Here is a 14,449-nt window from a genome sequence, read left to right on the forward strand (position 1 = left end):
GGCACTGCAAGGGTGCCTTGCCTTTGTTTGACTGTCGCGTCAGCGCTCCTCACTCAGTCCCAGGCTTTGCTCCTGAGCCAGGGCCGCTGCACCATCGACAACGACAAGGTGAGCGAGAGTGCTTTCGAGCGATGTCTCTTCGCATTTCTCCCCCCCGGATCACTGGCGGCACAGAGCGGTTTTGGTGGCGGAAGACCATTCGGCCTATCGGGCGCTGCTGGGTTGGTTCCTGGAAAAGCTCGGGGTCGGCCACGAGTTGGTCGGTCACGGTGGCGAAGGCTTGGCGGCCATTGCGCGTCGGCGCTTCGACCTGGTGATCAGCGATTGTCATATGCCCTTTATGGATGGCTATGCGCTGGCCCGTGCCATCCGTCTGCACGAGCAGCAGAACGGCCACCGGCGGGTGCCGATCATCGCGCTCACGGCCACCCTGTTGCCCTACGATGCCCAGCGCTGTCGCGATGCCGGGATGGATGCCTGGTTGCTCAAGCCGCTGACGTTTGAGCAGCTACGCGATGTGCTTGTGTACTGGCTCGCGGGGCCACCGGATGAAGTTTCACCTGCCACGCCTGGCGCTTCAACGGCCTTGCCCACGCGAGCGGACATGATCCGCACCTTCGGCAGCGCAGAGGTGGTGGAGCAGATGTTGGGCAGGCTTTTGCTTGAAGCCCGCAAGGATTGCGCAGGGCTGGCCCACGCGCGGATCACCGGCCACACCCAGGTCACGCTGGAACTGCTGCACCGTCTGTTGGGAAGCCTGGCGTTTTTAGGCTGTGATGACCTGGAGGCGCAGGGCGGTTTATTGATCCAGCAGGTCCGCGCCCACGGAGCAGGGGTGAACCGGGATAGGCTGGAAGCGTTTGAGGCAGACATCGAACGCTACTTCGCGTACCTGAGCGCGCTGTGAACATTCAGCGGGCGAGTGGATTTGTAGGAATTTATTCTTCTGATATGTAGCTTTTGTATGTGGGTGTTTTCCTTTTGTTTTGTAGGTTTAAGTTCACCCTCTACCGGGCATTGGGCGCGGCAGAAAAGTGCGTTTGCCGGGCGGTTGTTGAAGATCGCTGACGGGGGTATTTTGCCGCGATCATATTGCCATCATCCGTGAGTATTTATGCTTCGAGTAATAATTGCCGACGATCATCCCATTGTGCGCATTGGGCAAAAGGTGGTGATTGAGGCGAGCGGTAAGTGCAAAGTCGTCGGCGAAGCCAGCGGCCCTGATGATTTGCTGGTGCTGTTGAGCACCACGCCCTGTGACGTGCTGGTGACCGATTTCGCCATGCCGGGCGGGCGTCAGGCTGACGGCTATGCGTTGCTGAGCCTGTTACAGCGCCAATACCCCTTGATGCCGGTGATTCTGGTGACCATGTTCGCGAATATCGCCACCCTGCGCGCTTCCTTTGCCCAAGGCGCGCGCGCCATTGTCGCCAAGAACGCCTCGGCCAAGGAGTTGCCCTCGGCCATCCAGGCGGTGACCAAAGGCCAGACGTTCGCCAGCGAATGTTTGCGTGCGCAGTTGAGCGAGGCCGGCACAGGCGACTTGTCGCAAACGCCGCAGTTGTCCGGCAAGGAACGGGAAGTGGTGCGCATGCTCGCCAGCGGCATGACCGTCAGCCAGATTGCGGCACGGGTCAATCGCAGTATTTCCACGATCAGCAAACAGAAAAGTACCGCCATGAGCCGGCTGTGTATTTCTACGGATGTGGACTTGTTCGCGTATGCGCGCTCAGCCGGAATGGTGCCGTAGAAAACCCCTGTTTATGCCGGTGGTTTAATAAGTAACGCCAGGGCAGGGATTCGTATTACTTGTATTTAGTGTGAGCAAGGTTTTCGATAACTTGGCAGGGTTCTTCTGCACTTAGTGCAGTGGCGGCGTTACCTTTAAACTTTATTAATTGAGTCGAACTTTCAGGTTGTTTACATCGCTCTGTGCGCTGTTCAATCTGTTACTAATCGACCGAACGTGAGCATTGATATGCACCCTTCTCGTGTCATGATCGCCGGCGCATTTTTGTTGGCCGGTGTTTCTGCTGTTTCGACTGTAATGGCCGCATCAAACGTGGACCTCAGTGTGGTCGGTAAAATCATCCCGTCGGCCTGTACGCCCACTTTGTCCAATGGCGGGATAGTGGACCATGGGAAAATCGCGCTGCAGGATTTCCCCGCCTATGGCTATAAAGCCCTTCCACAGGCAACGGTTCAGTTGGAGGTGACCTGTAATGCGCCGATGCTGATGGCGGTCAAGGCCATCGATAACCGCGTAGGGACTGCGATTCCAGCTTATCCGACCGATCCGTCATCCTCACTGAGCCGCTTTGGCTTGGGCTTGACCAGTGGCGATAAAATGATCGGTTGGTATGAGCTGAAGCTGGTCAATGCTACTGCTGATGGTGCGCCGGGTGCTTTGATCGAGGCCGTGAATGTGACGGGCCCCTGGTTCGATGCCAATGCAAATACGATTTGGCAGCCAGGCTGGATGCGCACCGTCAGAGACTCCAGTAGCGCCGAGATGACGCCTTTACCGGTGATGGCCTTCACCGCAGACGTGGTGGTGTTCACCACCCTCACGGAAAGAAGAAATCTGCCAGTGACCGAAGAAACCCCAATGGACGGTAGCGCCACTGTGGAAGTCAATTACCTCTAACCCTACCGTGCATCACTCATTCCCGTGGCGAATGGCATGGCTTTCCTCTGCTGTGCAGACTATCTTTCAGCACTCCTGACCATCGTGCGAAGCCTGCCCATGAGTGATGCCCACAACGCCCTGATTACCGAGTTCTACAGCGCCTTTCAACGCCTGGATGCCGAAGCCATGGTGGCGTGCTACACCGATGATGTGGTGTTCAGCGACCCTGCGTTTGGTGAGCTGCGCGGGCGCGATGCCGGCGATATGTGGCGCATGCTCACCACGCGCGCCAAGGCCTTTTCGCTGACGTTCGACACGGTGCGCAGCGATGAAACGACGGGCAGTGCACATTGGGTGGCGACGTACCTGTTCAGCGCCACCGGCAACACGGTGGTCAACGACATCGGCGCGCGGTTCATATTTCGCGACGGCAAGATTTGTGGGCACCACGACCATTTCGACCTGTGGCGCTGGTCGCGCCAGGCGTTGGGTCTCAAGGGGCTGCTGCTGGGCTGGTCGCCGGCGCTGAAAAATGCGGTGCGCGCCCAGGCGCTCAAAGGCTTGAAGGCATTTCAGGCGGGTCGTTGATAAGATTGGCGCTCCTCTGGTTTGCCGACACGACCTGTGACTGATCTTCCTGAACCCAAACCCTGGTTTGTCTACCTGGTGCGCGCCGCCAATGGCTCGCTGTATTGCGGCATCAGCAATGACCCGGTGCGTCGGTTTGCCGCCCACCAAAGCGGCAAGGGCGCGCGGTTCTTTCTCTCAAGTCCAGCGGTCGCGCTGGTGTACACCGAACAGTGTGCTTCCAAAGGCGAAGCGCTGCGCCAGGAACGGCTGATCAAGAAATTAAAGAAGAGCGCCAAGGAATGCCTGGCAGCGCATGGCCCATCAATCTGACTGATAAGGCCCCATCATCCCCCTGCGCGATTTGGCAGGCTAAGCTAGCGGTTCACTTATTGGGCGGAGCCTGGCATGTCTGAGTTGATCCTTCACCACTACCCGCAATCACCCTTCGCTGAAAAAGCCCGCCTGTTATTGGGCTTCAAGGGGTTGTCCTGGCGTTCGGTGCGCATTGCGCCGGTGATGCCCAAACCGGATTTGACGGCCCTGACCGGCGGCTATCGCAAGACGCCGGTGTTGCAGGTCGGCGCTGATATTTACTGCGATACCGCGTTGATCGCTCGCCGCCTGGAGCAGGAAAAAACCACGCCGGCGCTGTTTCCGCTGGGCCTGGAGCTGGTCACTCAAAGCTTCGCGGCGTGGGCGGATTCGGTGGTGTTTGCCCAAGCGGTGGCGCTGGTGTTCCAGCCGGAATCCCTGGCCGTCAAGTTCGCCAAGGTGCCGCCGGAAATGATCCAGGTGCTGGTGGCTGACCGCGCCAAGCTGTTCAGCGGCGGAACAGCCGCTCGCGTGCAACTGGAGCAGGCCAGGCACCAATGGCCGGCGATTGTCAGCCGCATCGACCAGCAATTGCAGCATCAGCCGGGCGACTTCCTGTTCGGCGAACCGTCGATTGCCGACTTCTCGCTGGCCCATCCGTTGTGGTTCCTTAAAGGCTCGTCGGTGACGGCGCCGCTGGTTGACGCTTACCCGGCGATCGCCGCCTGGCTGGACCGGGTGCTGAGCTTTGGCCATGGCACCGCCAGTGAGATGAGTGCCGAGCAAGCCCTGGACGTGGCGCGTAACGCGGCGCCTGCCGCCTTGCCAGATGAGCCGTTCGAAGACTTGAACGGTTTCAAGCCCGGCCAGCCAGTGACGATTGCCGCCACTGACTACGGCACCGACCCCGTCGCTGGAGAACTGCTGTTTGCCGGGCGCGAACAGCTGATCCTGCGCCGTACCGACGAACGCGCCGGCGTTGTGCATGTGCACTTCCCACGCATGGGCTTCTGCATTCAGGCGCACTAAGCAAAATTTTTTTCAAAATAAGGTGAGGTAAATCCACCGCCCATCCGTGTAGTGCTTGAAACTGCGATGTATTCGCATTAACAGCTTTTCTACACGGGTTCTCACAGCATGAAGTCGACGGCGGGCGGTTGGGTAAAACAGTGGCTGGGAGCCTCGGTATTGACGGTGTCGGGGTTGGCATTGCTGCCGCTTTGCGTCGCCCAGGCGCAAGAGCAGCAAAGCGCCCAGTTCAACTTTGCGCTGGCGGCCAAGCCGTTGCCCCAGGCCCTGAACGACTTCAGCCGGGTCACGGGTCTCAGCGTGATCTACACCGATGAAGCGCCCTACGGCCTCAACGCCCCGGCGATCAATGGGCAGATGAGCGCAACCCAGGCACTGCAGCGCCTGCTGACCAACACCGGGTTCACCTTCCGCCAGATCGATGCGCGCACCTTGGCCCTGGAGCCGCTGCCCACCGGCGGCGCGTTGACGCTTGGCGCCACCACCATCAGAGGTGCCAACCCCGTACAGGACAGCACCAGCTACCAGCCGCCGCCCACCAGTTCGGTGATGCGATCCCGTGGCCTGCTGCTGGAAACGCCGCAAACCGTCAATGTGGTGCCCGCCCAAGTGCTGCGCGACCAACAACCGCGCAACCTGGATGACGCCCTGGGCAACATCAGCGGCATCACCCAGGCCAACACCCTCGGCAGCACCCAGGACGCGGTGATGCTGCGTGGCTTTGGCGACAACCGTAATGGCTCGATCATGCAAGACGGCATGCCCGTCGTGCAGGGCCGCGCCTTGAGCGCCACGGCTGAACGCGTTGAGGTGCTCAAGGGGCCATCGTCGTTGTTGTACGGCATCCAGGACCCGGGTGGTGTGGTCAATATCGTCAGCAAAAAGCCCGAGCTGGTGCAGTCCACCTCATTGACCGCACGCGGCTCGACTTTCGGTGACGGCAAGAACGGCAGCGGCGGCAGCCTCGATACCACCGGGCCGATTGGTGACAGCGGCCTGGCTTATCGGCTGATCGTCGACCATGAAGACGAAGATTACTGGCGCAACTACGGCACCCACCGCGAGACGCTGGTGGCACCGTCCCTGGCCTGGTACGGCGACACCACCCAGGTGGTCTTCGCGTATGAGCACCGCGAATTCCTCTCGCCGTTCGACCGCGGCACGGCCATCGACCCCAAGACCAACCACCCGTTGAACATCCCCGCGACCCGTCGCCTGGATGAGCCGTTCAACAATATGGAAGGCCGCTCCGACTTGTATCGCCTGCAAGTCGACCACGACCTCAACGACGACTGGAAAGCCCACTTCGGCTACAGCTGGAACCGCGAAACCTACGACGCCAGCCAAGTGCGCGTGGTCAAGGTCAACCCCAACGGCACCCTGACCCGCAGCATGGACGGCACCCAAGGCGCGCTGACCACCGACCGCTTCGCGACTGCCAGCCTGGAAGGCAAGGTCGATGTCGCCGGGATGCAGCACGACCTGGTGTTCGGCCTCGACGATGAGTACCGCAAGATCTACCGGGCCGACCTGATTCGCCAAGCGCCGCGCGGTGTCTTCAACTACAACAACCCGGTGTACGGCAACGAAGTCGCAGGGAGCACCGTCAGCGCCGCGGACAGCAACCAGACCGACCTGTTGCGCAGTGATTCGTTGTTCTTCCAGGACGCGATCCACCTGAATGACCAGTGGATTCTGGTCGGCGGTGCGCGCTATCAGATGTACGACCAGTACGCTGGCAAAGGCGTACCGTTCACCGCCAACACCGATGGCAACGGCCAGAAGTGGGTGCCGCGTGCGGGCCTGGTGTACCGCTACACCGACGCGTTGTCGTTCTATGGCAGCTACACCGAGTCGTTCAAACCCAACTCCACCATTGCGCCGCTGGCCAACAAAACGGTGCTGGATGGCAGCCTGGAGCCGGAGCAGTCCAAAGCGTGGGAGCTGGGCACCAAGTTCGACATGCCTGGGCGTATCACCGCGAGCGCGGCCTTGTTCAACATCGAAAAGCGCAATGTGCTGGTGCAAGTGGGGGATGGGCTGACTTCGGTGTACAGCGTGGCCGGCAAGGTGCGCTCGCGTGGCCTGGAGCTGGACGCCAGTGGGCAATTGACCGACAACTGGAGCCTGATCGGCAGCTATGCCTACACCGATGCGGTGGTGGTTGAGGACAGCAAATACAAGGGTAACGACCTGCAAAACGTGGCGAAGAACACCGCGTCGTTGTCGGCCGTGTATGACTTCGGCAGCATTCTGGGCGGTGACCAGCTACGCGTCGGCGCCGGGGCTCGCTATGTGGGCGAGCGGGCAGGGGACGCGGCTAACAGCTTCGAACTGCCGAGCTACACCGTGGCCGATGCGTTCGCCAGCTATGACACCAAGATCGACGGGCAGAAGGTCAAGTTCCAGCTCAATGTGAAGAACCTGTTCGATCGCACCTACTACACCTCGTCGGTGAACACGCAGTTTGTGTCCATCGGCGATGCGCGGCAGGTATCGGTCTCCAGTACCTTGACCTTCTGATGAGAAAATACGCCGGGTTATCATCCCAGCTGATTTGCCAAGTGCTCCACGCCCAGCGCGCTTGCCGAGGAGGTTGGGCGCCTGCGGCAGTGGGTGACCTGTCGCGGTGAGGCGCCGATGTTGATCGTTTTGCAACCCGCGCCGAGTAAAGCCGAGGCCACGCCTGGCCCGCTATTTCAGGTCGGAACGTTCTCGATCACCACCCTGGCACTTGATTGAACGCGCTGAATTAACCAAGCTGCGCACTTTCGCCGATTCAGGAAAGCCAGGTTTATGCGGTTGGCACGATGGATACACACCAGCGCAACGGCGCTGGTCTTTGGCCTGTTACTCAGTGGTTGCGCCACACCGTCAAAGACGGCCACCGGGCACAGCCTCGACCAGTTGCTGGCCGACCCGGCGCTGCACGGCGCCTCGGTGTCGCTGCTGGTGCGTGATGCCCGCAGTGGCGCCACGCTGTATCAGCACAACCCGCGCACACGGCTGGTGCCCGCCTCCAACCTCAAGCTGCTGACCACCGCGGCGGCGATGGATGTGTTGGGGCCGCAGTACCGGTTTTCTACGCAATTGTTGAGCAATGGCATCCGCCAGGGCGATCGCCTGACCGGCAACCTGTACCTGCGCGGTCTGGGTGACCCCACCATTCAATTCGCCGATTACCAGGCCCTCGCGGCGCAACTGGCCAGCCAGGGCGTACGCCAGGTGCAGGGTGACCTGGTGTTCGACGACACCTGGTTTGACGCCGAGCGGCTGGGTGTCGACTGGTCCCACGATGATGAAACCACCTACTACGGCGCGCAGATTTCCGCGCTGACCGTGTCACCCAACGCGGATTTTGATGCCGGCAGCGTACTGGTCACGGCCAAAGCGCCGGTGCGCGTAGGGCAGCCGGTGAATGTCGAGATCTTCCCGCCGACCGACTACCTGCAACTGAGTAACCGCGCGGTCAGCGGGCCCGGCAACACCTATGGCATCAACCGTCGCCATGGCACCAACCTGTTGCAGCTCAGTGGCGCCGTAGCGGCGGGGCGGCAGAGCGAACAATTGGTCAGTGTGTGGGAGCCGACGCAACTGGTGGCCAATCTGTTTGAACAGGCGTTGGCGCAGCAGGGCATTACGGTGCTGGGGCGTCGTGTGATGGGCGCTGCCAGCCCGGCCACGGCGACAGTGTTGGCCGAGCACCAATCGGCGCCGTTGCAGGCACTGATCACGCCGCTGCTCAAACTCTCGAACAACAACATGTCCGAAGCCCTGCTCAAGGCCATGGGCCGCAAGACCGCCAATAGCGGCACGGCGGCGGCGGGTGTGGTGGCGGTGGCCGGGTTTCTCAAGCGCCAGGGGCTGGACACGGCGACGCTGAGCCAGGTCGACGGCTCCGGCCTGTCACGGCGTAACCTGGTGTCGTCGCAAACCCTCACCGACCTGCTGCTGGCTGCGAGCAAACAGCCGTGGTTCAACGCCTGGTACAACGCGCTGCCGATTGCCGGCAATACCGAGCGCATGACCGGTGGCAGCCTGAGTTATCGCCTGCGCGGCACAAGCGCTGAAAACAATCTGCACGCCAAGACCGGCTCCATGGGCGGCGTGTCGTCATTGAGCGGTTACATCACCGATGCCCACGGGCGCCAGTTGGTGTTCTCGATGCTGACCAATAACTACGTGGTGGCCGGCGCGCAGGTGAAGGGCCTGGAGAACCGCGTGGCGCTGGCCCTGTCACGTTGGGACGATTGATTCAGGGCTGATAACCCATCCGCCAACTCACCGCCCGGGTCGCCGCCAGCAAGTGCTGCGCCGCCGGGCCGTCTTCATCGGCGTGGAACAGCGAGGTGGGGCCGACCACGGTCATCACCGCTGCCACGTGGCCGACCGCGTTGAACACCGGCGCCGACAATGCATCGACCCCGGGCATCAGCAAACCGTGCACAAAGTGCAGGCCACGGTTGCGGATCTGTTCACACGCGGTGGCGTAGGCCTGGTCATCCGCCAGGGCGTGGGCGCTACCGGCCTGAATCTCACGTTCGCGCAATTCGACGGTCTCCCGCGAAGGTAAATAAGCGCTGAACACCAACCCGGTGGACGAGCTGAGCAACGGCAACACCGAACCCAACTGCGTCACCACCGTGATCGCGCGCACCGCCGGCTCGATGTGCACCACGGTCGCGCCCTGGTTGCCCCACACGGCCAGAAAGCAGGTTTCATTCAGTTCATCCCGCAGCTCCGCCAGAGGCAGGGCGCCGACTTTCAACACATCCATGCTGCCTAGCGCCGCCAGGCCCACGCGCAATGCTTCGCGGCCCAGCCCATAGTGGTTGGTGGCGGTGTTTTGTTCGGCAAACCCCGAGGCGATCAGTGCCTGCAAATAGCGGTGGACCTTGCTCGCCGGCATCTGCACGTGCTCGGCCAGGCGCGACAGCGAGGTGGCCGGGGACAGTTCAGCGAGGGCCTTGAGAATATCGGTGCCCACTTCGGCCGAGCGGACTTTCTGTTTACCGGTGTCGCGGGGCTTTTCCATGGGGCAGCGAGAATCCGAGAGATGAATGGGCGTCTTTATAGCTTGACGGTCGATAGTGATCAAATTACGTTATGCGTAACTTGATTACGATAAAAACAACTTCCGTACTGAGGATGCTCCATGAACCTCGAATACCTGTCGGGCTTCGGCAATGAATTCGCCAGCGAAGCCCTGCCTGGCGCGTTGCCCGTCGGCCAGAATTCCCCGCAAAAAGCCCCCTACGGCCTGTACACCGAACTGTTTTCCGGGACCGCCTTCACCATGGTGCGCAGCGAAGCCCGACGCACGTGGTTGTACCGCATTCAGCCATCGGCCAATCACCCGGCCTTCGTGAAGCTTGAACGGCAACTGGCCGGTGGGCCGTTGGGCGCCGTGACGCCGAATCGTCTGCGTTGGAACCCGTTGGACAGGCCCGACGAGCCGACGGACTTTATCGACGGCCTCGTCGGCATGGTGGCCAACTCAGGGGCTGAAAGCCCCTCAGGCATCAGCATCTACAACTACTGCGCCAACCGTTCCATGGAGCGGGTGTTCTTCAACGCCGACGGCGAACTGTTGATCGTCCCCGAGCAGGGCCGGCTGCGCATCGCCACCGAACTGGGCGTGCTGGACGTCGAGCCACTGGACATCGTCGTGCTGCCGCGCGGCCTTAAATTCCGTGTCGAACTGCTGGACGCCCAAGCGCGCGGCTACGTTGCCGAAAACCACGGCGCGCCGCTGCGCCTGCCGGACCTGGGGCCTATCGGCAGCAACGGCCTGGCCAACCCGCGTGATTTCCTGACGCCGGTCGCGCACTACGAAGACCTCAAAAAGCCGACCACGCTGGTACAGAAGTTCCTCGGCGAGTTGTGGGCCTGTGAGCTGGACCATTCGCCGCTGAACGTGGTCGCCTGGCACGGCAATAACGTGCCGTACAAATACGACCTGCGCCGCTTCAATACCCTTGGCACCGTCAGTTTCGATCACCCGGACCCGTCGATCTTCACCGTGTTGACCTCGCCCACCAGCGTGCATGGCCTGGCCAACCTCGACTTCGTGATATTCCCGCCGCGCTGGATGGTCGCCGAGAACACCTTCCGGCCGCCGTGGTTCCACCGCAACCTGATGAACGAATACATGGGCCTGATCCAGGGCGCCTACGACGCCAAGGCCGAAGGCTTCCTGCCCGGGGGTGCGTCGTTGCACAGTTGCATGAGCGCCCATGGTCCGGACGGCGAGACGTGCACCAAGGCCATCAACGTGGAACTGGCGCCGCACAAGATTGATAACACCATGGCGTTTATGTTCGAGACCAGCCAAGTGCTGCGCCCCACGCAGTTCGCCCTGGAATGCCCGCAACTGCAAAACACTTACGACGCGTGCTGGGCCTCGCTGCCCGCCACCTTCAACCCGAACCGGAGATAACCCATGACGCAACCAACGCTAACCCGCAGCTGGGTGGACTCCGCCAACGGTCACCGTGATTTCCCGTTGCAAAACCTGCCGTTGGGCGTGTTCAGCATCAACGGTTCGGCACCGCGTAGCGGTGTGGCGATTGGCGATTCGATTCTTGACCTGCACGCTGCTTTGGACGCGTTCGACGGCGAAGCCCGCCGTGCCGTTGAAGCCACCGCCGGCGGCCAGTTGAACGCCTTTTTCGAGCTGGGCCGTGGCCCGCGCGTGGCCTTGCGCGAGCAACTGCTGGCGCTGCTCGCGCAAGGCAGCAAGCTGCAAACCCGTGAAGCGCAGGTGCTGCACCGCGCAGCAGACTGCCAGATGCACCTGCCGGCGAAAATCAACGATTACACCGACTTCTACGTGGGTATCGAACACGCGCAAAACGTCGGCAAACTGTTCCGTCCCGACAACCCATTGCTGCCGAACTACAAGTACGTGCCAATCGGTTATCACGGCCGTGCCTCGACCATTCGCCCCTCAGGCACGGAGGTACGCCGGCCTAAAGGCCAGACGCTGCCCGCCGGCCAGACCGAGCCAACCTTCGGCCCCTGCGCACGCCTGGATTACGAATTGGAGCTGGGCATCTGGATCGGCCAGGGCAATGCCATGGGCGACTCGATTGCAATTGGTGACGCCGCCGAACATATCGCCGGTTTCTGCCTGCTCAACGACTGGTCGGCGCGCGATATCCAGGCCTGGGAATACCAGCCACTGGGCCCGTTCCTGTCCAAGAGCTTTATCACCAGCATCTCGCCGTGGGTGGTGACGGCCGAAGCGCTGGCGCCGTTCCGCAAAGCCCAACCGGCACGCCCCCACGGCGACCCGCAACCGCTGCCGTACCTGCTGGACACGCGTGACCAGGCGGCAGGCGGCTTTGACATCGAGCTGGAGGTGCTGCTGACCACCGCCTCAATGCGCGAGCAACACCTGCCGGCCCATCGCCTGACGCTGAGTAACACCCAGCACATGTACTGGACCGTGGCGCAAATGGTTGCACACCACAGCGTCAACGGCTGCCAGTTGCAGGCCGGTGACCTGTTCGGCTCGGGCACCTTGTCCGGCCCGCAGCCGGGGCAGTTCGGCAGCCTGCTGGAAATCACCGAAGGCGGCAAAAAGCCGATTGAACTGGCGTCGGGCGAGGTGCGTAAATTCCTCGAGGACGGTGACGAAATCATCCTGCGCGCCCGTTGCAGCCGTGAAGGGTTTGCCTCCATCGGCTTCGGCGAGTGCCGTGGCACGGTGGTCGCGGCGCGCTAAGAGGGCAGGGCGATGGAACTCTATACCTACTACCGCTCTACGTCGTCGTACCGGGTGCGTATTGCCTTGGCACTCAAGGGGTTGGACTACAGCGCCGTGCCGGTCAACCTGCTGGTGCCGGCCGGCGGCGCCAATCGCCAACCGGCGTACCTGGCGATCAACCCGCAAGGCCGAGTGCCGGCGTTGCGTACCGACGAGGGCGAGCTGTTGATTCAGTCGCCCGCGATCATCGAGTACCTGGACGAACGTTATCCACAGGTGCCACTGCTATCAAAAGACCTCGCGACCCGTGCCCATGAGCGCGCGGTGGCGTCGATCATCGGCTGCGATATTCACCCGTTGCACAACTCCAGCACCCAGAACCTGCTGCGCCAGTGGGGGCATGACGAGGCGCAATTGCTGGCGTGGATCGGCCACTGGATCAGCCAGGGCCTGGGTGCAGTCGAGCAGTTGATCGGTGATAGCGGCTTTTGCTTTGGCGAGCAGCCGGGGATGGCGGATGCGTTTCTGATTCCGCAGCTGTATGCGGCCGAACGCTTCAAGGTGCCGTTGGCGGCGTACCCGCGCATTGGGCGTGTGGCGGCGTTGGCGGCGCAGCATCCGGCGTTTGTGCAGGCGCATCCGGCTAATCAACCGGATACCCCAGAAGCATCCTGAATCAATGTAGGCGCTAGCTCGCGAATGCGTCGGATCAGTCGAAACATTTGTCGCTGACACATCGCTTTCGCGAGCAAGCCCGCTGCCACATTTTGATCGGCGACATCCTCATAAAAATAACAGGTACCTTGCGATGCACAATCAGATTGCCAGCTTTCGCGCGGCACTCGACGCCCGTCCGGTGTCGCGCTATCAGTGGTTGATTCTCCTGTTGCTGGCGTTGCTGCTGGTAACCGATGGCTACGACGCGCAGGTGCTGGGCTATGTGGTACCCGCATTGGCCAAGGATTGGGGCCTGGAAAAAGCGGCATTCGGCCCGGTATTCAGTGCCAACCTGCTGGGCCTGACCCTGGGCTCGTTGCTGGTCACGCCACTGGCTGACCGCTTTGGCGTGCGGCGCATCCTGCTCGGCTGTGTACTGATCTACGCCAGCCTCACGGTGTTGATGGTGTTTGCCAACTCCCTGACCACGCTGATGGCCGCACGGTTTATCTGCGGTATTGGCATGGGCGGCGCAATGCCGAGTGCCATGGCGTTGATGTCGGAATATTCGCCGCCGCGGATGCGCACCTTGATGGTGACCCTGGCCGCGTGCGGTTTCTCGTTCGGCGGCGCGGCGGGTGGTTTCGTGGCTGCAGGGTTTATCGATGGCTTCGGTTGGCAGGCGGTATTCCTGGCGGGCGGTGTGACGCCATTGCTGCTGTTTCCTTTTCTGATGTGGCGGTTGCCGGAATCCCTGCCGCGCCTGCTGCGGGATGCGCCGCCGTATGTGCGCTTGCGCAAAGTCACGGCACGCATGCTGCCCGACTGGCAACCGCCGTTGGCGAGCGACGCCGAAAACCTTCAGGAGCAGGGCAGCAAACTCACGGTGGTCGAGTTGTTCCGAAAGGGTTACGCGCGCCCGACGGTGTTGCTCTGGGCGACCTTTTTCGTCAGCCTGATCCTGCTGTATTTCATGATCAGCTGGCTGCCGTCGTTGTTACTGGAAAGTGGCCTGGCGCTGAACGAAGCCAACCTGGTGACCTCGATGTTCCTGTTCGCCGGCACCTTGGGCGCCATCGGCATGGCCTGGTTCGCCGACCGCCTGAAAAGCAAGGTACGGCTGCTGTCCGGCGTGTTGGCAGCGGCGGCGGTATGCACCCTGTTGCTGGGCCTGAACCACGACAATCCGCGCTATCTGGTGGCCTGTGTGTTCGCCGCCGGGTTTTGCATCATCGGTGGGCAACTGACCCTCAATGCCTTCGCCAGTAACTTCTACCCGGCGCACGTGCGCGCCACCGGCACTGGCTGGGCGTTGGGCGTGGGGCGATTCGGGTCAATCCTGGGGCCGCTGTTTGGCAGCATGTTGCTGGCGATGCATATTCCGGTGCAGCAGATTTTCTTCTTCTGTGCGATTCCAGCGGTGATTGCGGCGCTGTTGATCATTCAAGTGCGCTCGCCGGGCGCTGCGAAGCCAAAGAGCCCCCTGCACAGTGACATTCTCAAAGCCCCGGCCAATCACTGATCGGCCGATTGACGCGGTG

The 14,449-nt window shown here is 61.7% G+C and carries 13 protein-coding genes; 12 read left to right on the plus strand and 1 reads right to left on the minus strand.

The features are described from left to right. Positions 1 to 184: 184 nt before the first annotated feature. The 8 genes from A7D21_RS12685 to dacB all read left to right on the plus strand — a co-directional run bounded on the left by A7D21_RS12685 (position 185) and on the right by dacB (position 8,794). Positions 185 to 907 (plus strand): response regulator, encoded by a 723-nt coding sequence (locus tag A7D21_RS12685; protein WP_232005372.1) that lies wholly within the window; start codon positions 185 to 187, stop codon positions 905 to 907. 207 nt (positions 908 to 1,114) lie between these two features. Then, positions 1,115 to 1,750, plus strand: coding sequence for a response regulator transcription factor (locus A7D21_RS12690; protein ID WP_053254534.1), 636 nt, complete (start codon positions 1,115 to 1,117; stop codon positions 1,748 to 1,750). 216 nt (positions 1,751 to 1,966) lie between these two features. After that, positions 1,967 to 2,647 carry a DUF1120 domain-containing protein gene (locus A7D21_RS12695; protein WP_256556138.1) on the plus strand — a complete coding sequence of 227 codons (681 nt, stop codon included), beginning with the start codon at positions 1,967 to 1,969 and terminating at the stop codon, positions 2,645 to 2,647. A gap of 99 nt (positions 2,648 to 2,746) precedes the next feature. Then, positions 2,747 to 3,217 carry a nuclear transport factor 2 family protein gene (locus A7D21_RS12700; RefSeq protein WP_069551856.1) on the plus strand — a complete coding sequence of 157 codons (471 nt, stop codon included), beginning with the start codon at positions 2,747 to 2,749 and terminating at the stop codon, positions 3,215 to 3,217. Between the two features lie 36 nt (positions 3,218 to 3,253). After that, complete coding sequence (locus A7D21_RS12705; RefSeq protein WP_053254537.1) at positions 3,254 to 3,529, plus strand: GIY-YIG nuclease family protein; 276 nt, start codon at positions 3,254 to 3,256, stop codon at positions 3,527 to 3,529. A 75-nt stretch (positions 3,530 to 3,604) separates the two neighbouring features. After that, positions 3,605 to 4,540 carry a glutathione S-transferase family protein gene (locus A7D21_RS12710; RefSeq protein ID WP_069551841.1) on the plus strand — a complete coding sequence of 312 codons (936 nt, stop codon included), beginning with the start codon at positions 3,605 to 3,607 and terminating at the stop codon, positions 4,538 to 4,540. Positions 4,541 to 4,648: 108 nt separating this feature from the next. Next, complete coding sequence (locus A7D21_RS12715) at positions 4,649 to 7,063, plus strand: TonB-dependent receptor (RefSeq protein ID WP_069551842.1); 2,415 nt, start codon at positions 4,649 to 4,651, stop codon at positions 7,061 to 7,063. A gap of 273 nt (positions 7,064 to 7,336) precedes the next feature. Then, entirely contained in the window at positions 7,337 to 8,794 is a 1,458-nt protein-coding gene (gene dacB / locus A7D21_RS12720) for a D-alanyl-D-alanine carboxypeptidase/D-alanyl-D-alanine-endopeptidase (RefSeq protein ID WP_053254540.1), read from the plus strand. A 1-nt stretch (position 8,795) separates the two neighbouring features. Here dacB and A7D21_RS12725 read toward each other — a convergent pair whose 3' ends face one another. Next, the gene (locus A7D21_RS12725) at positions 8,796 to 9,575 is read right to left on the minus strand and encodes an IclR family transcriptional regulator (RefSeq protein WP_053254541.1); all 780 of its coding nucleotides are present in this window, start codon (positions 9,573 to 9,575) and stop codon (positions 8,796 to 8,798) included. Between the two features lie 120 nt (positions 9,576 to 9,695). Between A7D21_RS12725 and hmgA the strand changes: the two genes are divergently transcribed. From hmgA to A7D21_RS12745, 4 genes are all read left to right on the plus strand, one after another. After that, positions 9,696 to 10,979 carry a homogentisate 1,2-dioxygenase gene (gene hmgA, locus A7D21_RS12730; RefSeq protein WP_053254542.1) on the plus strand — a complete coding sequence of 428 codons (1,284 nt, stop codon included), beginning with the start codon at positions 9,696 to 9,698 and terminating at the stop codon, positions 10,977 to 10,979. A 3-nt stretch (positions 10,980 to 10,982) separates the two neighbouring features. Beyond that, positions 10,983 to 12,269, plus strand: coding sequence for a fumarylacetoacetase (gene fahA, locus A7D21_RS12735; RefSeq protein ID WP_069551843.1), 1,287 nt, complete (start codon positions 10,983 to 10,985; stop codon positions 12,267 to 12,269). Between the two features lie 12 nt (positions 12,270 to 12,281). After that, complete coding sequence (gene maiA / locus A7D21_RS12740; protein ID WP_069551844.1) at positions 12,282 to 12,926, plus strand: maleylacetoacetate isomerase; 645 nt, start codon at positions 12,282 to 12,284, stop codon at positions 12,924 to 12,926. Positions 12,927 to 13,059: 133 nt separating this feature from the next. Next, positions 13,060 to 14,430 carry an aromatic acid/H+ symport family MFS transporter gene (locus A7D21_RS12745; RefSeq protein WP_053254545.1) on the plus strand — a complete coding sequence of 457 codons (1,371 nt, stop codon included), beginning with the start codon at positions 13,060 to 13,062 and terminating at the stop codon, positions 14,428 to 14,430. Positions 14,431 to 14,449: the final 19 nt, after the last annotated feature.

Source organism: Pseudomonas sp. AP19 (assembly GCF_001728855.1).
GTDB lineage: Bacteria > Pseudomonadota > Gammaproteobacteria > Pseudomonadales > Pseudomonadaceae > Aquipseudomonas > Aquipseudomonas fluorescens.